The sequence below is a fragment of the Hwanghaeella sp. genome (assembly GCF_965227365.1).
Lineage (GTDB): Bacteria > Pseudomonadota > Alphaproteobacteria > UBA8366 > Aestuariispiraceae > Hwanghaeella.
In genome coordinates this window covers 5,076,945-5,095,961 of the sequence record NZ_OZ245754.1, presented here as the reverse complement: position 1 = coordinate 5,095,961, position 19,017 = coordinate 5,076,945, and the positions used below count along the sequence as shown (strand labels likewise).

Here is a 19,017-nt window from a genome sequence, read left to right as displayed (position 1 = left end):
AAGCAGGCGGCACAACTCTATTTCGTCGCTGCCGAACCAGGGGCCAAATTCGGGTGGATGAGGACAGCAACATTTCGGAGGAAGCGCGGGAAAGCAGCCTCAAACGCGCCTTCGACATCGCGCTGGACCGTCAGACATCCGGCGATTTTGACGGCGCCATTCGCGCCTGGCGGGCCATCCTACTGCAGAACCCCGATTCCGTTGCCGCCATGAACAATCTGGGTATCGCGCTGCGCCGCGAAGGCCGGATCGCGGAATCGGAAGCGGTGCTTCGCGCCGGGTTGGAACGGGAGCCGCTGAATCCTGAACTTCTGGTCAGCCTGGGCCAGACCCGTCTGCAATGGGGCAGACTGGACGAGGCGGAAAAGGACTTCATCCGGGCATCTTCCCTGGCGCCGAAACTGCCCGGCGCACACCATTCTCTCGGCATCCTGTATCTGGAGCGGAACAGGCCGGAGGACGCGATCCGCGCCTTCCGCGCGGAGGTTTCCGCCGATCCCGGTTCGACGTCGGGCTTATTGGCGTTGAGCGACGTTCAGGCCCTGGTCGGCAATCTGGACGAGGCAGCAGAGAACCTGCGCCGCGCCGTAAAGCTGGATCCCGAAAACCGGGTCGCGCACTTGCGTATCGCAGAAATGCTGCTTCTGGCCGGCGACTATCCCGGCGGGTTTCGGGAAATGGAATGGCGCTGGCGCGATGCCGCCTGGGAAACGGTCCATCCCGATATACCCCTTTGGGAAGGGGCGGCGCTGGACGGTCGTACCTTATTGGTCGATTGCGACGGCGGATTTTCCGAAACCCTGCTGCTGATCCGCCTGCTGCGCCCGGGCGGCCCCTGCGGAGAGGGACGAATTATCGTCCGTTGCCGCCCTTCCCTCGTCGAACTGCTCCATGGATGCCGGTGGCTGGAAAGCGTGACTTCCCTCGCCGAGCCGCCACCCAGCGTGGCGGATGTCGGCGCACCGCTGGCGATGATCCCGCAATTGACGGGGATGGAGGCCGCGGATGTGCCTTCATCGGTCCCGTATCTGCGGCCGGATCCCGCCGCCCTCGCCCCATGGCGGTCCCGTCTTCCGAAATCAGGTGTGGCCGTTGGAGTTTGCTGGTCCGGCGGTGAAGGGGATATCCCGCTTGCCGCGTTCAAGCCCCTGGCCGAAATTCCCGGCATACATCTGGTCTCCCTCCAAAAAGGCGAGGCCCGGCGTGAAATCCGAGAATGCGGGTTCGACGTGCTGGACCTTGGCGCTGAGCTGGACGAAGGACCGGGTGCCTTTGTCGACAGTGCGGCGGTGGTCCATCAAATGCCGCTGGTGGTCAGCACCCAGACGCCGATCGCTCATCTGGCCGGGGCATTGGACCGGCCCGTCTGGGTCGTCCTGCCGCATACGCCGCATTGGTGTTTCGGCCTGGATGACGAAACAACGCCTTGGTACCCGTCCGCCCGGCTTTTCCGTCCGGCCGAACGCGAACCCTGGAGCAACGTAATGAAACGACTGGCCCAAAAAGTTTCCGCCCTGCTGGGGTAGCTGGTGCCGTGCCTTGTTCCCACAGGTGCCCCTGTTCCCAATTGCATCTTGAAAATACCGGCTTCTCGCCCCAATGTCTGGCGCATCGCGGGCCCCAAGCCAGCCATGGTGAAATCGGGGCCGTCGCACAAACAATCGAACCTCAGAGGTCACGATAGCAAGATGATCGAACTCGACCATCTAACGAAAACGTTCGGGCCGAAGACGGCCGTCAACGACGTTACGTTCACCGTGTCGAAGGGAGAGGTCCTGGGTTTCCTGGGGCCGAACGGCGCGGGCAAGACCACCACAATGCGAATGATCACCGGCTTTCTGGCGCCGAGCGCAGGAACCGCGCGGGTCTGCGGGCACGATGTCCGCACCGATCCGGTTAAAGTGAAGGCATCGCTGGGATATTTGCCGGAGGGCGCCCCCGCCTGGCCGGACATGACACCGGACGGCTTCCTGCATTTCGCTGCCAATATTCGCGGTTTCTCCGGCAAGGAGGCGACCAACCGGGTCAGCGCGGCGGCGGAAAAGGCCAATCTGGCCGGCGTTATGGCGCAACCGATCGGAACGCTGTCCAAAGGCTATAAGCGCCGTGTGGGCCTGGCGCAGGCGTTGCTGCACGATCCCGCCGTCCTGATCATGGACGAACCGACCGATGGTCTGGACCCAAACCAGAAGCACGAGGTCCGTAAACTGATCGATACCATGCGGGGTGAGAAGGCGATCATCGTCTCCACCCATATCCTGGAAGAGGTCGAGGCGGTATGCAGCCGTGCGGTCGTCATCGCCGGCGGCAGGGTCGTCGCGGACGAAACGCCGGCAGAGCTGGAGGCGCGGTCGGAACGCCATAACGGTGTCTGGGTCGGTGTCGACGGGGACATGGCCACCGCAAAGGCGCTGCTGGAGAACCTGCCGGAAATCGGCCGGGTCGTTCTGGAAGGCGAACAGTTGTTCTGCGTCTCGCATCACCGCGGCCCGATCGCCAACGCGGTTTCCCAATGCCTGCGGGACAACGGGCTCAACATTACCGCGCTGCAACTGGAACGAGGCCGACTGGACGACGTCTTCCGGTCGATCACCCAGGGGCATGCGCTTTCCCGGATCGAAGCCGGATCGGGAGGCAACGATGCGTAACATCGCGATCATCCTGAAGCGCGAAATGGCGTCCTATTTCGCCACGCCGCTCGCGTACATCTTTATCGTCATCTTCCTGCTCATGGCGGGTGCGTTCACTTTCTACCTCGGCGCCTTCTTCGAACGCGACCAGGCCGATCTGGACGCTTTCCTGCAGTTTCATCCCTGGCTCTATGTCGTCCTGATCCCGGCCATTTCCATGCGGTTGTGGGCGGAAGAGATCAATGCCGGCACGATCGAACTGCTGATGACGCTGCCGATCACGACGACCCAGGCTGTCATCGGCAAGTTCCTTGCCGCCTGGGCCTTCGCGGGTGTCGCGCTGGCGCTGACCTTCCCGATCTGGATCACGATCAACTACCTGGGCACACCTGATAACGGGGCGACCTTGGCCGGCTATATCGGCAGCTTCTTCATGGCGGGCGGCTACCTCGCGGTCGGCAGCTTCCTGTCTGCCGTGACGCGCAGCCAGGTCATCGCCTTCGTACTGGCGACCGCGGTCTGTTTCGTGCTGACCGCAAGCGGCGCGCCGTTGGTGCTCAACTTCTTTGCGGCCTGGGCGGGTGAAGGGGTGCTCGCCTTCGTCCGATCGCTCAGCTTCCTCGACCACTTCCAAAACATCATCAAGGGCGTCGTCGATCTGCGCGACGTTGTCTATTTCGCATCGCTGATCTCGTTGTTCCTGTTCTGCAACGTGGTCGCGGTCAATCGTTTCAAAGGCGCTTGAGGAGGGAGAAGGGCATGAGCAACATTTTCCTTCACCGCCGCGGCTGGATCGCCGGCATTCTCGCCGCGGTCGTCGTCTTCATCGTAGTTAATGTCGGGGCCGACAAGATTGTCGGCGTGCGGCTGGACCTGACGCAGGACCGCCTCTACACGCTGTCCGAGGGCACCAAATCCGTTCTGGAAACGCTGCCGAAACCGGTTACGGTCACCTTCTATTATTCCGAGGAACTCGGCCGGCGTATTCCCCAATATGCGAGTTTCGCAAACCGCATCGAGGATATGCTGCAGGAAATGGCCGCCGTCTCGAACGGCAACCTGACCGTCGAAAAAGTAAATCCCGAGCCGTTTTCCGAGGCTGAGGACGAAGCCGTCGAACTCGGTCTTCAGGGTGTGCCGGTCGATGATTCCGGCGACAAGGTCTATTTCGGGGTCAACGCGGTCGCGGACGATCCGGAGAACAGCCGCGGCATTCCGTTCTTTCAGGCGGACCGGGACACATTCCTGGAATACGACCTGATGAAGATGATCTGGCGGACAACACATCCGGAACCGGCCGTGGTCGGGGTGATTTCCAGCAAGGAAGTCTTCGGCAATCCCTTCGGCCGGAACCAGGACCCGTGGTACCTGCTGATCCAGATGCAGGACTTCTTCGATACCCGCCGGATTTCGAGCGCGGAGTCCCTCATCGAGAACGATCCGGACATGCTTTTGATCATTCATCCGGCCGGACTGGATGATGATTTGGTCTACGGCATCGATCAGTTCATGCTGCGCGGCGGCAGAGCGATCATCCTGGCCGATCCGTGGAATGAAACGGCGGCAAGTGTCCGTCTGGCTCCTGGTCAGCCGTCCTTGGTTCCGGAATCCTCCGACCTGCCGAGAATCTTCGATGCCTGGGGGATCGAGATCCCGCAAGGACAGACCATCGGGGACCGCAGTCTGGCCAGCATGGTGAATGCCGGCGGCGAAGGGCAGGTCAAGGCCGCGCCTTATATTTCCTGGATCGCCCCGAAAGAAGCGAACCGGAATATGGACGATGCGGTGATGGCCTCGGTCAAGGATCTCGTACTGCCGACACCAGGGTCAATCGAGGTGAAGGATGGCGCGACGGTTACCGTGACGCCGCTGATCACCACGACGACGGACGCAACCACCGTGCCGGTGGACAATACCCGAAAGCCCGACCCGCTTAAGCTGCTGGACGGATACGAGCCGACGGGAAAGAGCTATGTGCTGGCCGCCCGGATAACCGGAAATGTGAAGACTGCTTTCCCGGACGGCCCGCCGGTCAAGGAGTCGCCCCCGGAAGAAGGCGGATCAGATGAAGCTGCTACCGACGGCGCGGACGCCTCGGAAACCGAACCTGCGCCGGAAGAGCCGAAGGGGCCGGATTTTGGTCCGCATCTGTCGGAGTCCGCCGAACCGTTGAATGTCATCCTGATTGCGGATGCGGACATGGCGCAGGATCCCTATTGGGTGAATGTGCGGAACTTCTTCGGCCAGCGCGTCGCCGTTCCCTATATGGACAATGGGAACTTCATACTCAGTGGTTTGGAAAACCTCGAAGGATCGAACGAGCTGTTAGGTCTGCGCGCCCGTCGCAACGGCAAACGGCCCTTTGAGTTGATCGACAATCTGCGCCTGGCGGCGGAAGACCAATTCCGTAGCGAGGAACAGGCCCTGCAGCAGAAACTGCAGGAGACCGAATCCAAGCTGGCCGAATTGCAGCAAGGTCAAGGGGACGGCGGCGGCGCCGTTACCGAGGAACAGCAGGCCGCCGTCGATGCCTTCACGCAGGAACTTTTGGACATTCGCCGCAACCTACGACAGGTGAACCTGAAGCTGCGCGAGGATATCGAGGCCCTGCAGGCCAAGTTGCGCTTCGTCAATATCGCGCTGGTACCGATCCTGGTGGCGGTCTTCGCTATCGGCCTGGGCATCTTTCGTGCCCGGCGGCGGTCGGTGTCGAGTTAGGGAGAACTAGCCGAGACGCGTCCCGCGCGGCAACGGCCAACCCCGTAACAAATCTTCAGCGGCCATGGCTTTCTTGCCGGGCCGCTGAAGTTTTTTCAGGCGCAGCGCCCCCGTTCCGCAAGCAACCAGCAACGCATCGTCCAGCACCTCGCCGGGCTGTCCATTGCCCGGCGCCGGCGCGGCATCCAGAACCTTCACCACCTCGTCCTTCACGGTGAAAGTCGCACCGGGCCAGGGTGTGAAAGCACGGATCTGCCGGTCCAGTTCCTCAGTGGATTTCGCCCAGTCGAGCGCCGCTTCCTCTTTCGCCAGTTTCGCGGCATAGGTTACCTGGCTCTCGTCTTGTTCGACCGGCGTCACCGTGCCAGCTGCCACACCTTCCAGCGCGCAAATCAAAGCCGGCCCACCGAGTTCCGCCAAGCGGTCGTGCAAATCGGCGGAGGTCATGTGGGGCGTGATAACCACTTCCTCCGTCAACAGCATCGGACCCGCATCCAGCGCGGCGACCATCTGCATGATCGTCACCCCGCTTTTCGCGTCGCCGGCCAGAACCGCGCGATGGATCGGCGCGGCCCCACGCCAACGCGGCAGCAAAGAAGCATGCACATTCAGGCAACCGAGTTTCGGCGCATCCAAAATCGATTGCGGGAGAATTAATCCATAGGCCGCGACCACGGCCGCATCGAGGTCGAGCGCTTGAAAATCGGCAAGGGCTTCCGGTGTCTTCAGGCTCCGCGGCGTGCGAACCTCTACCCCCGCGGCCTCCGCGGCTTCGTGAACGGGAGTCTTGCGCAACTTACCGCCTCGACCCGCCGGCTTCGGCGGCTGGGAATAGACGCAGACCACCTGATGGCCGCGCTCAAGCAAGGCCTCAAGCGTGGGAACGGCGAAATCGGGCGAGCCCATGAAGGCGACGCGAAGAGGAGTGTTTGTCTTTTCCATGGCGACGGGCGTATCCGCCCTGGACCGGCCGGGTCAAGCAGCTTTCTGCTTCAACGCCTTCTTCATCTTCCGCAGGATCATATTCCGCTTCAGCGTCGAGAGGTGATCGACAAAGACAATCCCCTCCAAATGGTCCATTTCATGTTGGATGCAGGTTGCGAGTAGTCCATCCGCATCGAGTTCCTGTGCCTCGTTGTTCTGGTCGAGATACCGGACCTTCACCCGCGCCGGGCGTTGGACTTCCGCATATTGTTCGGGAAACGAGAGGCAACCCTCTTCATAGACGCCCAATTCCTCGCTCTCCCAGATGATTTCCGGATTCGCCATCTTCAAAGGCTGGGGGTCTTCGTCCTGCCGCGCGACATCGATGACCAGGATACGTTTGGACACACCGACCTGCGGCGCGGCCAAGCCGATCCCCGGCGCGTCGTACATCGTCTCCAGCATGTCATCCATCAGCTTTGCGAGCTCCGGCGTCACCTCGTCGACCGGCTTGCACTTCGTCTTCAAGACCGGATGCGGCGCCACCAGGATGGGAAGAATAGCCATATTGAACCTGTTTCTCGAAAATCGTCCTGAAAGCTCAAATCTACAGCCGTTAGGTAGGGGCCGAATTCGCGGTCGTCAAGGCCGCTCCTCCGGTCCACCCCCATCGAAAGGCGCAGGATACACAGCGTTCAAACCGTCTGCACCAATCGCAGGTGAGCCGCGAATCGGGCATATTGACAGGCTTCTTTCAGCCAAATTCATTCAGTTTTCGCGGATTCAATACCATGACGATAGACCTGTCCGACCCTACCCTGCTCGCTATCGGCGGCGGCGTCCTGCTATTCGTATTGGCAATCGTTTCGCTCGCTATCTGGCTCATGGGACGTCAAGGAAGCCGCGCGGCGGAAGCCCAGGCCGCGGCGGTGCGGCATCTGATCGAAAACCAGTCCGAACTGGCCGGACGCGTCGCGCAACTGGCGGAACAAAGCGCCAATGGGCAGTTGAACCTACAGGGCTCCGTCTCCGAACGGCTGCAAGCTCAGGAGCGTGCCATTACCCGAACACTCGAGGAACGGCTTGCCGACCTGAACCGTCGCATGGGCGAAAGCATGCAAAAACAATCGACCCAAACGCAAACCACCATCGGCGAATTGAAGGAACGCCTCGGCGCGATCAACGCGGCGCAGGACAGGATCACCAAACTCAGCGAGCAGGTGGTGAGCCTGCAGGACGTGTTGAGCAATAAACAGGCGCGTGGCGGTTTTGGGGAAATTCAGCTTGAAGACCAGGTGAAGAGCGCCTTGCCGCCTTCCGCGTACGCCTTTCAGGCGGTCCTCTCCAACCAGAAGCGGGCCGATTGTCTGCTAAAGCTGCCGAACCCGCCGGGGCCTATCGTGGTCGACAGCAAATTCCCGCTTGAAGGCTTCAACGCCATCCGGCAATCGCCGGATGGTGAAGAACGAACGCGTGCCCGCAAGGCCTTCGGTCGGGACGTGATGGTGCACGTGACGGCAATCGCGGAAAAATACATCATCCCCGGTGAGACGGCGGATTGCGCCTTGCTGTTCCTGCCTTCCGAAGCGGTCTATGCGGAACTCCATGCGGAATTGCCTGACGTTGTGGAAAAAGCGCATCAGCGGCGCGTTTACATCACCTCACCCACCACGTTGATGGCGCTTCTGAACACCATCCGGGCAGTTCTGAAGGACACCCAGATGCGCGAACAGGCGGGGCTTATCCAAAAGGAAGTGCGGAAACTGAACGAGGATGTCGGCCGCCTGTCCGACCGCGTCGGCAAACTGCGCCGTAATTTCGACACCGCCCATGGCACGATCAAGGAGATCGAGACATCGGCCGAGAAAATTTCTAAGAGCGCGGAAAAGATCGAAGCGGTCGAGTTGGCCGAGGTCGATGCCCTGGAAGCCCCAAAGGCAACGGGGGCATCTGTTCAGCAAAGCCGGGAAGACCGCCCGCAACCAACGCTCGGACTGGTCGAGGGCGGAGGCCAATAGCGAATGGACGCGCCGATCCGCTTTCTGAGTCTGGACCACCTTGTCATTCGCTGTGCGGATTTGGAAAGGATGCAGCGTTTCTATGGGGACGTGCTGGGCTGCCCGCTCGAACGCGCCTTGGAGGAACAAGGGCTATACCAATATCGTGCCGGCGCAGCCCTGATCGATCTGGTCGACATAGAAAAGCCTATCGGCAAGGGAGCATCGCCGGATCCCAAACGCCGCAACATGGCCCATTTCTGCCTACGCATCGAAGATGCAGATTGGGACACCCTTGTCGCATATTTCCGTGATAATGGTATTGATATCGACGATGCCCCTTCCCGCCGCTACGGCGCCGACGGCCAAGGTCAGTCCGTCTATCTGCGCGATCCGGAAGGCAACGAAGTGGAATTGAAAATGTCACCGGAACCAGGCTCGTTGATCGGCTGATTAGGACAACAACGAACGGCATCGGCGCATTTCAGAGATATTGTTCCGCTGCCGATTGGCAGACCGTGTCCCTACCCGACTCCTTACGCCCGTTGCTCACGAATGATCTGTTCACAAGGATACGGGAAGGACGGCAACAGCGCATGTTTTTGATCTGATTTCATCGCTTGCACAAAGCGCGGATCACACCGTCTTTCACACGACTATTGCAAAACTGTCACTGTCGGCGACAACTTGTAATATTCCGCCATATTTTCGCGAAAGAATATGATACATTGCCGCAAGAAGGATGATGCAAGACACAGAGTTGGCGATCTCAATTAGGGAGAACAGACATGGCCAAGAAACCGGCGAGCAAGGCCAAGGCGAAATCCACGAAGAAGTCAGCGGCCAAGAAAGCCCCGGCTAAATCGGCTAGTGTGAAGAAGGCCGTCGCTAAAAAGTCGACAGCCAAGAAGGCAACCGCGAAGAAGGCCGTCGCTAAAAAGTCGGCAGCCAAGAAGGCAACCGCGAAGAAGGCCGTCGCCAAAAAGTCGGCAGCCAAGAAGGCAACCGTGAAGAAGCCCGTCGCTAAAAAGTCGGCAGCCAAGAAGGCAACCGTGAAGAAGGCCGTCGCTAAAAAGTCGGCTGCCAAAAAGACATCCGCGAAGAAGGCAGTCGCCAAAAAGTCGACAGCCAAGAAGGCAACCGTGAAGAAGCCCGTCGCTAAAAAGGCGACAGCCAAGAAGACAACCGCGAAGAAGGCCGTCGCTAAAAAGTCGACAGCCAAGAAGGCAACCGCGAAAAAGTCGGCTGCCAAGAAAGCAACAGCGAAGAAAGCCGTCGCGAAATCCGCCATGGCCAAGAAGGCTGCTGCCAGGAAGGCAAAACTGGCAAAAGCGTCGCGCGAAAAGGCAATTGCCAATAAATCCGGCAAGGAACGCGCTGCGATCCGGAAGGCATCGGCAAAGAAACCCATGGCCAAGAAGGCTGCCGCCAGAAAAGCTGCAGCCGCCAAAGCCGCCAAGGAAAAGGTGATCGAGCATAAATCCGATCAGGAACGCGCCGCGATCCGAAAGGCATCCGCCAAGAAACCGATGGCTAAGAAAGCCGCCGCCCGCAAGGCCGCTGCGAAGCGCGCCGCGCAACAGAAGGCGATCGCGAAGAAAAAGTAACGGTCACCCGCGAACCGTCGAGGTCATATCACCCCGCATGTATTTGTTTCATGCGGGGTGATTTTTTTAACTCCGCCGCTTCCTAGCAGATCAGGACGGCTTCGCCATTCGCAGCAGAGAGCTCCCGCCAAATCGACGTCGATCAGGTACAGTATGCGAACGTCATCGAACGTTAGAGTGTCTTTCCCCTGAGCCCGGGCCAGGTCTTTGAAATGAGAACGAGACCTAACGCGATCGCTGCCAAGCATGCGATGGCCACATGCGGAGCGCCCCTGCATCCCTCACGATAAGCGGGATAGGCAATACCATCTCCATATATGGACCAATCCCAATAGAGCATAAGCGCGAAGAGAAGTAGAAGTGCCGCGACCGGAAACGAAACCCAGAACTTGCGTATCAGAACAGCTGCGACCGTCAGCAAGACAAGTAGCGCGCCGGGGGGAGAAGCGACGATGTAAATGAGTTCCTCGACCGGCCCGACTTTACTCCCGTCCCATAAAGGCCTTTCCTTGTCGCATACCTCCGCAAACGCCGGTGACGGAAGGAGGATAAGGAAGCCAACCAAGGCTGTTTGCATCAACGCTGGCCTCACCTCTCCGCCCACTACGGCCGAACTGAGTATCTGTAGGTCAGGACAGCTTCGCCATTCGCCGGCACATCGATTGTCCAGACGGCTTCACCGGAATTCTTCGGCACGTGTTTGACGCTTTCTTCCAGAATGCGCCATTCGCCGTAGAGGGCTTCCACCACCTCGACCTTGGCCGGGGTCGATTTGGCATTCTTCAGAGTGATTTCGTTGGCAGCCTCGAATTCGCCTTGGTTGCCGATACGGCGGAAAGCGGTCTGTTTACGCTCGGCGGTAATGTCGAAGGTTTTTCCAAGACTGAGTTCGACTTCCTGCCCGACCGCCAGATGCCCTACGCGATCCTCTCCCAACAGCGTCGTGGTCGGGATACCGTCATCGTATACCCGAACCAGACCGGCCGGCAGCGGCAAGCCGAGCCCGTCTTTCTCGGTATTCTCGAAGCTCAACAGCACTTCCGGCCGCAAAATCGTCGACCCGCCGGGTGATCGGCGAACATGATGGACACTGTTCGGCAGCAGGCGATAGAGGCGTTCGACCGCGACCGTCTTGCCGGACGTAAGCGGGATTCTTATTTCCTCATTATTAGGAACGTTAATACGGTCATGCAGTTCATATTTGTGGTAGTCATGCAGGGATGATTCATCCGCCGCAGCACCGCTGTCGGCAGATTCCATCGCCATTGCTTTCATGGGTACGGCGGACCGCATCACCGGAGCGGATTCTCGGTTAACCTCCCCTGCCACCAGCGCAACACTGGCATCGTCGAAACTCATTCCCGAACGGTTGGAAATAATTGCCGATCCCTGAAAGGTCATTTCCGTTCCGTCTTGCGACAAGCTGGCCGTATAGGAGGCCTGCCAGTCCAGTCCTCCCGCAAGGTATCGCAGCGCCACTTTCCGTTCCGTGCTCTCATCGCCCGCTTCCGCGGAGGAGACGTGCAAGGTCATCCGCCCCTGTTCGGCCAGATCGGCCGGTACGGTAACGAAAGCCGGATAGCCTGGCGGATTGATCTGCACCAGTCCGTCCAAAAGAACAGCAGTTCCGCCATCCACACTCAATAACTCCGCCTCACTGGCACGACGCTCGCCGGTCTGTGGGTCGACAGTGATCCACCGGATGGTCTTGCCGACATGCCGCCGCAACAATGTCTGTAGATCCAGCCGCTCCAACGAAAACCGTTGGGCGCGCACCGCGCCCCCTTCGACCGCGACCGACAGGCTGTCCCGCTGCAAGGTCTCCGGCAGACCGCTGACTGTGAGCGTCGCTTCGCCACCCGGCAGGGACGCGCCCCGACGCTCCGATACAACCGCGGACCCGTTGGAATAAAGGGTCAGGCCGAGCATATCCCGCGCAGCGGCACCGATTTCGACAGCGTCCTGCGCGGCCGCAATCGTCGGCTGGAGCGCCGGCAACAGCGCTGTCCCTGCAAGGGCCGTGAATGCCAGCAATGCCGTTCGGATCGTCTTCATTTCTTGAGCACCCCCGTGCCTGTAAGGAAGTTCCAGAATATCTTCGGCGAGTCGGGCGTGGGCACATATTTGTCGGAAAAGTCGCCTTCTTCCTCATCGCCCCAGGATGCCGCGAAGGCCCTGTCGTCCGCTTCGGGATGGAACTGCACCGAATACCAGTTCCCGCCATGATCCAATGCCATTGCCGGCATTCTGTCATCGGCTGCCAGGACGGTATATCCGTCCGGAGGGTTCCTGACGCATTCGTAATTGCCGAAATGAAAGCTAGGCGTGTCTCCCATCCCGTCGAACAGGAAATGCGCGCGCCCCGCATCGGTCAGGGCCACCGACTGCGTGCTCGCCATCGGACCGTTCGGAATCTTGCCGACAGTCGCGCCATCCATGACCGACATCAACTGATGACCGCCGCAAATTCCGAAAACGGGTGTTTGCCGGGCCCGTGGCGCTTTCAACCATTCCTTCATCATCGCCTGCCAGGGCCGCTCGTCATGCACCGAATGATAACTGCCGCCAACGACGATCGCGTCGAATTCGCCCGCGTTCGGAAGCGGTTCGCCGCGGGTGACATGAACGCCGATATATTCGACGACATCCAATAATCCGTTCTTCTGCAACATCGACCGGAACCAGAAGACCTCGTCATCGCCGCCTTCGACTTTGTCGAAAATCGCCGGGTCGTACCTGCCCGGTTCGCCGATCATGGACAGGAACAGTAAGGACGGGCGCGGCTTGGCCCCGTTCGACATTTCAGCACCCATAGGTGATCCTCATGACAAAGGGACGGCGGCGGTTCTCTAGCGCCTCAACCGAGCGCCCGCCGTGCCTGCAAGGCCGCGCTCAAAGTGCCGTCGTCCAGATAATCCAACTCTCCGCCCACCGGTACGCCATGGGCGAGGCGCGTCACCGTAACGCCGGTCGGCGCGAGCCGTTCTATGATGTAATGCGCCGTGGTCTGTCCTTCCACCGTCAGGTTGGTGGCCAGAATGACTTCCTTCACCTCTCCATTGCAGCGCTCGACGAGGGCGGCAATGTTGAGATCCTCCGGCCCCACCCCATCGATGGCGGAAAGCACACCGCCCAGCACATGATAGCGGCCCTTGAAGGATGCCGTGCGCTCCAGCGCCCAGAGGTCGGCCACCTGTTCGACCACGCAGAGCAACGCGCCATCGCGGTTCGGGTCGTTGCAGACACCGCAGGGATCGACCGTGTCCAGGTTGCCGCATGTGCCGCAGATCTTGATCGCCTCACTGGCATCCTGAAGCGCCTGGGCAAGCGGTTGCATCAGGCTTTCCCGCCGATTGATCATATGCAACGCCGCGCGCCGCGCCGAGCGCGGCCCAAGGCCCGGCAGCCGGGATAGCAGCTGAATGACGCGTTCGATTTCGTTCATGGTGTCAGAAATCCCCGGCGGATACCGCCCGCCGCCCCATTCCGGTTATCAGAAGGGCAGTTTGACGCCCGGCGGTAATTGCAATCCGCCCATGATCTTCTGAGTCTCTTCCTGGGTAAAAGCATCAACCTTCTGGCGCGCATCGTTGACCGCCGCCGCGATCAGGTCTTCCAGTACCTCGCGGTCATCAGGCACGATCAGGCCGGGATCAATTTGAACCCGGCGCACTTCGCCCTTGCCGGTCATGGTGATCGTCACCATGCCGCCGCCGGATGCGCCCGTAAGCTCCGCCTCCGCCAAACGTTCCTGCATTTCCTGCATCTTGGTTTGGACTTCTTGGGCCTGTTTCATCATTTGGCCGAGGTTCTTCATCATGGCCAAGCTCCTTGCCTTGAAAGCTCAATTAACGGCGCCGCTGTGAATGCCGCGCTTCAGTCCGCGTCCAATTCGTCGTCCGGTCCGTCTTCGGAAGGATCGGTGATACCGTCCTCAACAGACATCCCCTCGGACACAGGGTCCGGCGGTTCCGGTGCGACGACCTTTTTGATCTTTGCGCCCGGAAACGCGCCCATGACGGCTTGGACCAGCGGGTCCTGCGCCGCGGCATCGAAGCGCGCCTGTTCCGCCGCCTGCCGAACTTCCGCGACCGTCGGCTGCCCCGCTTCGCTGCTGACCGAAACGACCCATCGGGTCTCGAACCATCGATGCAGCAAAGCGGCGAGGCGGTTGGTGATATCCTTCGGCGCCGCGCCAGTCGGGCGCAAGTCGATCCGCCCCGGCTCGAACCGCACCAGATGAACATCATGGACCAGATGCTTCAGCAATCTGCCTTCCCGGCGCTCTTCCAGCAGTTTCAGCAGATCGTCATAGCTTTTCAGCGGCGCCTGTTCCGGTTGCACAGCCGGTCGCGCCTCTTCAGCGGCCGGCGTCCGTTCAGGCTCGCCCGCATAGGACGGGTTTCCGTTGGACACCAGCGCCATCGCCGGCGCACGACCGCCGTTGCCGCCGCCTTGATCCACATGGGAAGTTGAAACCGCGCTTGCCGAACCGCCGCCGCCCCCAGAGCCCGAGGAACCGCCGGCAGCACCACTCGGCGCACCGCCCGTTGCTGGCACGCCGCCGCCTTGCGTCAAACGCTGAACCAGATCACCCGGCGGCGGCAGGTCGGCGGCATGGATAAGACGGATGATCACCATTTCGGCGGCCTGGATCGGGCTTGGCGCGTTGCGCGTCTCGGACAAGCCCTTCAACAGCATCTGCCAGGTCCGAGACAAATGCGGCATGCCGAGTGTGCCCGCCATTTCCGCGGCACGCGTTCGTTCCAGTTCGGGGGTAGACGTCTTCTCCGCCAGCTCCGGTGACAACTTGATTCGCGTCAGCCAATGGCAGACATCCAGCATGTCCTGCAATACGACGATCGGGTCCGCACCCGCGTCATACATTTCACCGACAAGGTCCAGGGCCGCCGGCGCGTCGCCGCGCATTGTCGCGTCAAACAGGTCATAGACCCTCGACCGGTCGGCGAGCCCCAGCATATCGCGGACCCGGTCGCCGGTGACGGCGCCGTCGGCCAGCGCGATTGCCTGATCCAGGATGGACAGCCCGTCGCGGACCGATCCGTCGGCGGCACGACTGACCATTGCCAGCGCTTCGTCCTCGATTTCACGGCCTTCCTGCTCGCCAATCCACCGGAAGTAGGAAATCAATTGGTCAAGCGGCACGCGGCGCAGATCGAACCGTTGGCAGCGGCTCAACACCGTCACCGGCACCTTGCGGATTTCCGTCGTCGCGAAGATGAACTTCACATGTTCGGGCGGCTCTTCCAGCGTCTTCAGAAGCGCATTGAAGGCATTGCGGGAGAGCATATGCACTTCGTCGAGCACATAGACCTTGTAACGCGCGGCGACGGGGCGATAGCGCACGCCGTCAATCAATTCGCGGATATCGTCGACACCGGTGCGGCTGGCGGCATCCATTTCCTGGACGTCCACATGCCGGTCCTCGGCGATCGCCTTGCAATTGTCGCAGACCCCGCAAGGGTCGGGAGTCGGCCCGCCCTTGCCGTCCGGCCCGGTGCAATTCAGCGCCTTGGCGATGATGCGCGCCGTCGTGGTTTTGCCCACACCGCGCACGCCGGTCAGCATGAACGCCTGCGCGATACGGCCGCTATTGATGGCGTTGGTGAGAATTCGGACGAGCGCTTCCTGGCCGATCATGGACTGGAAGTCCTTCGGCCGGTATTTCCGGGCGAGAACGCGGTAGGCCGGTGCTGGCTGCTCGTCAGACATCAAATATACGCGTTCTCAGTCTCTTCCTTGGACGTGCCGGCTTGAACCGGCCGGGAGCGCCTCTCGAATGCGCCTTAGATGAGCGGAAGGCCGAACTGACGACCCGGACAGAAACTCGTTACGGCTGCTTCCTTCCGGACCTGACCGGGTTGGCGAGGAGTCCGTCCGCCAGCCGACCTTCCGCCCCATATATCGGGTATCATACCCTGAGTCTCAAGCGAAAGATTCGGGCGTTTTTGCGGCAGGACAAACCCCCGCTATCTCGGACACGGGGTCACAGCACTGAGGGCGTCCGCGGGCGTTGCCCGAACCACATAACCGTGCCACCTTCCTGACAGTCCGATCAACGGGCTGCAATCAACAAGAAATTCGACGAAACGCCCATGCCCTATACACCGCATTTTCCGCCTCATCTCGACAGGCGCGCCAACTACTATGAGAGCGGCCCGCTGGATCGCGCCGCCGAAGTCCGCGGCGACATGGAAAAACTGATTGAACGAATCTCGTCGGGAACGGCCCGGATCGTTCCGATCTGGCGCTCCCAGAACCTGATTCTACCGCGGGAGGACGATACGGAGGAGCCGAACCCGGTCCTGCTGCAGGGCGATCATCCGATCTTGGCCGAGGCCGAGACACTGATCTTCCTGGGCATTTACGCCGAGGTCGCCCATTTCGCCATCGACCTTTCCCACCACGAAGAACCGCCGCTTGCCGAGGAGGGCGTTTTCAAGGATCTGCGGGCTTTCGGGCAATTGATCCCGCATGCGGACGGATCCGTGTTGGCCTATGCGCGCGGCTTGACCTTCTGGCATCAACGGCACCGGTTTTGCGGCGTCTGCGGATCGCCGACCGAAAGCATTCAGGCCGGCCATGTCCGGAAATGCACCAATACAGATTGCGGCAGCCAGCATTTCCCCCGAACCGATCCAGCGGTGATCATGCTGGTCCACGACGGCAATGACCGGATTATCATGGGCCGGCAGGCTGCCTGGCCGCCCGGCATGCATTCGGTATTGGCCGGCTTCGTCGAACCCGGGGAAAGCCTGGAGGACGCTGTCGCCCGGGAAATCTTCGAGGAAGTCGGCGTGCAGGTGACCAGCGTCAGCTATAACTCCTCCCAGCCTTGGCCTTTCCCGGCCTCGATCATGCTGGGCTTCACCGCCCGGGCGACCACCTTCGACATCAATGTGGACGAGTTGGAGATCGAGGAAGCCCGCTGGTACACGCGGGAGGAATTGCTGAATTCACCGGAAGACCAGACCTTCCGCCTGCCCCGTCGCGATTCCATCGCGCGCCGGTTGATTGACGATTGGTTGGGCGACGATGCGGCGAAGGTTCGGCCGCAGCAACCGAACATGCCGTTTCCAAAGCCCAAGGCCTATTGAACCACCGCCAGAGAGAAAAGGTCAGATCATGGCAAGGCCGAAAGCGCTTCTCTTCGATATCGGCGGCGTCGTCATCGAAGTGGACATGAACAGGTCATTCGACCATTGGGGAAAAAAATCAGGCGTCGACGTTTCACAGATCGCCCACCGGCATCAACGGGACGAAACCCACGACCGTTATGAGCGCGGTGAGATCGACACCGCCGCCTATATGGATCATTTGCGCACCTTATTGGAACTGGATCTCGCGCACGACGAAATGGTCGATGGCTGGAACGCCCTTCTGATTCGGGAAATCGACGGCATCGCGGACGTCCTGAAACGCTTGAAAGGTACCGTCCCGCTATACGCCTTCAGCAACACGAATGCCGCCCATGTGGAAAGTTTTTCCGCACGGTTCAAAGACGTTCTGCGGCATTTCGACGAGGTCTATGTTTCTTCCGCCATCGGCCATCGGAAACCGGAGCTGAAATCCTTCCTGCATGTCGCCGATGCCGTCGGCCTTCCCCCTGGCGAGATTCTGTTTTTCGACGATTCCGCCGGGAATATCGAAGGGGCGCGGAACGCCGGGTTGCAAACCGTCCATGTCCGTTCCCACGACGACGTCCTGGCCGCCCTGATCAAACACGGTTTCTGACTTAATCTTTTCTTGTCTCAGGAATGACAACGCCGGCGGGCAATGCCCGCCGGCGTCATCTTATCTGCCTGTCTCGCCCCCGTGACCACTCGGGCCGGTTGGGCCAGGACCGGTTACGACCGGCCGCGATTGATCAGTTTCGGCACCGCGACCGCAAGGCCCGCGCCAACCGCCGCGGCGGCAACACCGGCGGCTACCGGATGCGCCGCCACCGTCTGCTTGGATTTCGAGAGGCCGTTGCCGGCACGTCCCCGCAGCTTGGACGCGCTTTTGCGTGCCTTGCCCCGACCCGTTTCGGCAGCAGCCGCGAGCTTTTTCCGACCACGGGCTGCCGCATTCGTAACGGCATTGTCACCGCCATTGATGTTCCTCGCGGCGAGGATACCGATTCCGGCGGCGACCATGCCCAGGGGGATCGCATTCTTGCTGATAAATTCGGCGGGCGTCGTCTGCGCGGCTTCCACCGTCACGCCGGTATCCTCCGTCTTGCTCGCGGCGGCACTGGCTTTCTTCGTGGTCTGGGCATTCTTAGCCGTCTTCTTCCGATTGGTCGTCTTCGTCGTGCTCTTGGTCATATCGTCACTCTCCTTCGAGGTGGTTTGTCCTCCCGGTTGTCCGATTGCCGTTCTCCAGGGAGGGGATGATGAATGCGCTCGCGGCCCCAACGGCGAGGAACGCGGAAACGCATAAAAACGATGCCCATAGGGGCAGATACTGCGCGGCGGCCAGCGTGATTGCGATGGCGCACCAAACTGCCGCCATCAAGGTCAGTGCATAGCCTGCGGCGCTGAAATGGACCCGCCGGACAACCCGGCGGACATGCGGCCGGGCAGCGGATTTGACAGCGTTCAGAAAAGCGTCGCAGACACCCGACAGCGTTTGCTGCAAGCCATCCAGCATGGCTTCTTCCCGCAAGCTCTTGCCTGCTGATGTCATTGTTCCGCGACGTTGCGTCGGCTGACGCTTTGCAACCACAGAACAAGCGCAGCACCGCCCAAAGCCGCGGAACCTATGAACAAGGCGGGGTTCTTCTCAGCCGCCTCGGCGAGGAAGTCGGTGACCTCGTTCGGATTCGTTCTGATCACCCTCTGCGCCGTGTTTTCAAGCCAATCCGCCGCCGTTTCGGTATGTTCCGCGGCGTTCGAACGGCCGTGCAGCTTCAAGTCGTCCGCTGCGGCTTCGACGGCGCTGGACGCATCCAGCAACGCGGCGGCGGCCTGCTGTTGTTTCTGGCCGTAAACGGCCGATACCAGAGACTGGATCGCGTCCCCAATGCCTTGGGGAGCGTTTTCACCGCTCTGCGTCGCTTGGGCTGATTTTCCTTGCTGGGACATATCGCGCCTCCTTTGTTTTCCAGGAGAACAACGCCCCAGCCCTCGCAAGCGT

General features: G+C 60.7%; 19 protein-coding genes, 1 other RNA gene and 1 pseudogene. 10 read left to right on the top strand and 11 right to left on the bottom strand.

Features of this window, described 5'->3' with window-relative positions:
- Window positions 1–53 precede the first annotated feature (53 nt).
- The 4 genes from ACQK2G_RS23465 (at window position 54) to ACQK2G_RS23450 (ending at window position 5,348) form a co-directional block, all read left to right on the top strand.
- On the top strand, window positions 54–1,526 hold the full coding sequence (locus ACQK2G_RS23465; RefSeq protein WP_425407464.1) for a tetratricopeptide repeat protein: 1,473 nt from the start codon (window positions 54–56) through the stop codon (window positions 1,524–1,526).
- Window positions 1,527–1,688: 162 nt separating this feature from the next.
- A complete protein-coding gene (locus tag ACQK2G_RS23460) occupies window positions 1,689–2,648 on the top strand; it encodes an ABC transporter ATP-binding protein (RefSeq protein ID WP_425407463.1) in 960 nt (319 codons plus the stop codon).
- Window positions 2,641–3,375, top strand: a complete 735-nt coding sequence (locus tag ACQK2G_RS23455) for an ABC transporter permease subunit (RefSeq protein WP_425407462.1) — start codon at window positions 2,641–2,643, stop codon at window positions 3,373–3,375. The genes ACQK2G_RS23460 and ACQK2G_RS23455 overlap by 8 nt, the downstream gene beginning before the upstream one ends.
- A gap of 14 nt (window positions 3,376–3,389) precedes the next feature.
- Entirely contained in the window at window positions 3,390–5,348 is a 1,959-nt protein-coding gene (locus ACQK2G_RS23450; protein WP_425407461.1) for a GldG family protein, read from the top strand.
- A gap of 6 nt (window positions 5,349–5,354) precedes the next feature.
- Here ACQK2G_RS23450 and fmt read toward each other — a convergent pair whose 3' ends face one another.
- A complete protein-coding gene (fmt, locus tag ACQK2G_RS23445) occupies window positions 5,355–6,290 on the bottom strand; it encodes a methionyl-tRNA formyltransferase (protein WP_425407460.1) in 936 nt (311 codons plus the stop codon).
- Window positions 6,291–6,323: 33 nt separating this feature from the next.
- The gene (gene def, locus ACQK2G_RS23440; RefSeq protein ID WP_425407459.1) at window positions 6,324–6,839 is read right to left on the bottom strand and encodes a peptide deformylase; all 516 of its coding nucleotides are present in this window, start codon (window positions 6,837–6,839) and stop codon (window positions 6,324–6,326) included.
- A 224-nt stretch (window positions 6,840–7,063) separates the two neighbouring features.
- Between def and ACQK2G_RS23435 the strand changes: the two genes are divergently transcribed.
- From ACQK2G_RS23435 to ACQK2G_RS23420, 4 genes and pseudogenes are all read left to right on the top strand, one after another.
- Window positions 7,064–8,290 (top strand): DNA recombination protein RmuC, encoded by a 1,227-nt coding sequence (locus ACQK2G_RS23435; RefSeq protein WP_425407458.1) that lies wholly within the window; start codon window positions 7,064–7,066, stop codon window positions 8,288–8,290.
- A 3-nt stretch (window positions 8,291–8,293) separates the two neighbouring features.
- Window positions 8,294–8,722, top strand: coding sequence for a VOC family protein (locus ACQK2G_RS23430; protein WP_425407457.1), 429 nt, complete (start codon window positions 8,294–8,296; stop codon window positions 8,720–8,722).
- A 335-nt stretch (window positions 8,723–9,057) separates the two neighbouring features.
- Window positions 9,058–9,591: pseudogene (locus tag ACQK2G_RS23425) on the top strand (histone H1-like repetitive region-containing protein); the annotation flags it as partial.
- A gap of 87 nt (window positions 9,592–9,678) precedes the next feature.
- Window positions 9,679–9,876 (top strand): hypothetical protein, encoded by a 198-nt coding sequence (locus ACQK2G_RS23420; RefSeq protein ID WP_425407699.1) that lies wholly within the window; start codon window positions 9,679–9,681, stop codon window positions 9,874–9,876.
- 603 nt (window positions 9,877–10,479) lie between these two features.
- Here ACQK2G_RS23420 and ACQK2G_RS23415 read toward each other — a convergent pair.
- The 6 genes from ACQK2G_RS23415 to ffs form a co-directional block, all read right to left on the bottom strand.
- On the bottom strand, window positions 10,480–11,931 hold the full coding sequence (locus tag ACQK2G_RS23415; protein WP_425407456.1) for a DUF4139 domain-containing protein: 1,452 nt from the start codon (window positions 11,929–11,931) through the stop codon (window positions 10,480–10,482).
- Window positions 11,928–12,689: a type 1 glutamine amidotransferase gene (locus tag ACQK2G_RS23410; RefSeq protein WP_425407455.1), complete on the bottom strand. Its 762-nt coding sequence runs from the start codon at window positions 12,687–12,689 to the stop codon at window positions 11,928–11,930. The genes ACQK2G_RS23415 and ACQK2G_RS23410 overlap by 4 nt, the downstream gene beginning before the upstream one ends.
- Before the next feature lie 44 nt (window positions 12,690–12,733).
- The gene (recR, locus tag ACQK2G_RS23405) at window positions 12,734–13,321 is read right to left on the bottom strand and encodes a recombination mediator RecR (RefSeq protein WP_425407454.1); all 588 of its coding nucleotides are present in this window, start codon (window positions 13,319–13,321) and stop codon (window positions 12,734–12,736) included.
- 48 nt (window positions 13,322–13,369) lie between these two features.
- Window positions 13,370–13,693, bottom strand: a complete 324-nt coding sequence (locus ACQK2G_RS23400; protein WP_425407693.1) for a YbaB/EbfC family nucleoid-associated protein — start codon at window positions 13,691–13,693, stop codon at window positions 13,370–13,372.
- Window positions 13,694–13,752: 59 nt separating this feature from the next.
- On the bottom strand, window positions 13,753–15,609 hold the full coding sequence (locus tag ACQK2G_RS23395; protein WP_425407453.1) for a DNA polymerase III subunit gamma/tau: 1,857 nt from the start codon (window positions 15,607–15,609) through the stop codon (window positions 13,753–13,755).
- An 83-nt stretch (window positions 15,610–15,692) separates the two neighbouring features.
- Window positions 15,693–15,789: signal recognition particle sRNA small type (gene ffs / locus ACQK2G_RS23390), an RNA gene on the bottom strand.
- A 203-nt stretch (window positions 15,790–15,992) separates the two neighbouring features.
- On the opposite strand from ffs, the gene nudC reads away from it, so the two are divergent.
- Together nudC and ACQK2G_RS23380 are read left to right on the top strand one after the other, a co-directional pair.
- Window positions 15,993–16,994, top strand: a complete 1,002-nt coding sequence (gene nudC, locus ACQK2G_RS23385; protein WP_425407452.1) for an NAD(+) diphosphatase — start codon at window positions 15,993–15,995, stop codon at window positions 16,992–16,994.
- Window positions 16,995–17,022: 28 nt separating this feature from the next.
- On the top strand, window positions 17,023–17,631 hold the full coding sequence (locus ACQK2G_RS23380; protein WP_425407451.1) for an HAD family hydrolase: 609 nt from the start codon (window positions 17,023–17,025) through the stop codon (window positions 17,629–17,631).
- Window positions 17,632–17,744: 113 nt separating this feature from the next.
- Here the strand turns inward: ACQK2G_RS23380 and ACQK2G_RS23375 are convergent, their stop codons facing one another.
- The 3 genes from ACQK2G_RS23375 to ACQK2G_RS23365 are packed head-to-tail and all read right to left on the bottom strand — an operon-like array spanning window position 17,745 to window position 18,965.
- The gene (locus ACQK2G_RS23375) at window positions 17,745–18,206 is read right to left on the bottom strand and encodes a hypothetical protein (RefSeq protein WP_425407450.1); all 462 of its coding nucleotides are present in this window, start codon (window positions 18,204–18,206) and stop codon (window positions 17,745–17,747) included.
- A 4-nt stretch (window positions 18,207–18,210) separates the two neighbouring features.
- Window positions 18,211–18,531: a hypothetical protein gene (locus ACQK2G_RS23370; protein ID WP_425407449.1), complete on the bottom strand. Its 321-nt coding sequence runs from the start codon at window positions 18,529–18,531 to the stop codon at window positions 18,211–18,213.
- A 32-nt stretch (window positions 18,532–18,563) separates the two neighbouring features.
- On the bottom strand, window positions 18,564–18,965 hold the full coding sequence (locus ACQK2G_RS23365; protein WP_425407448.1) for a hypothetical protein: 402 nt from the start codon (window positions 18,963–18,965) through the stop codon (window positions 18,564–18,566).
- Window positions 18,966–19,017: the final 52 nt, after the last annotated feature.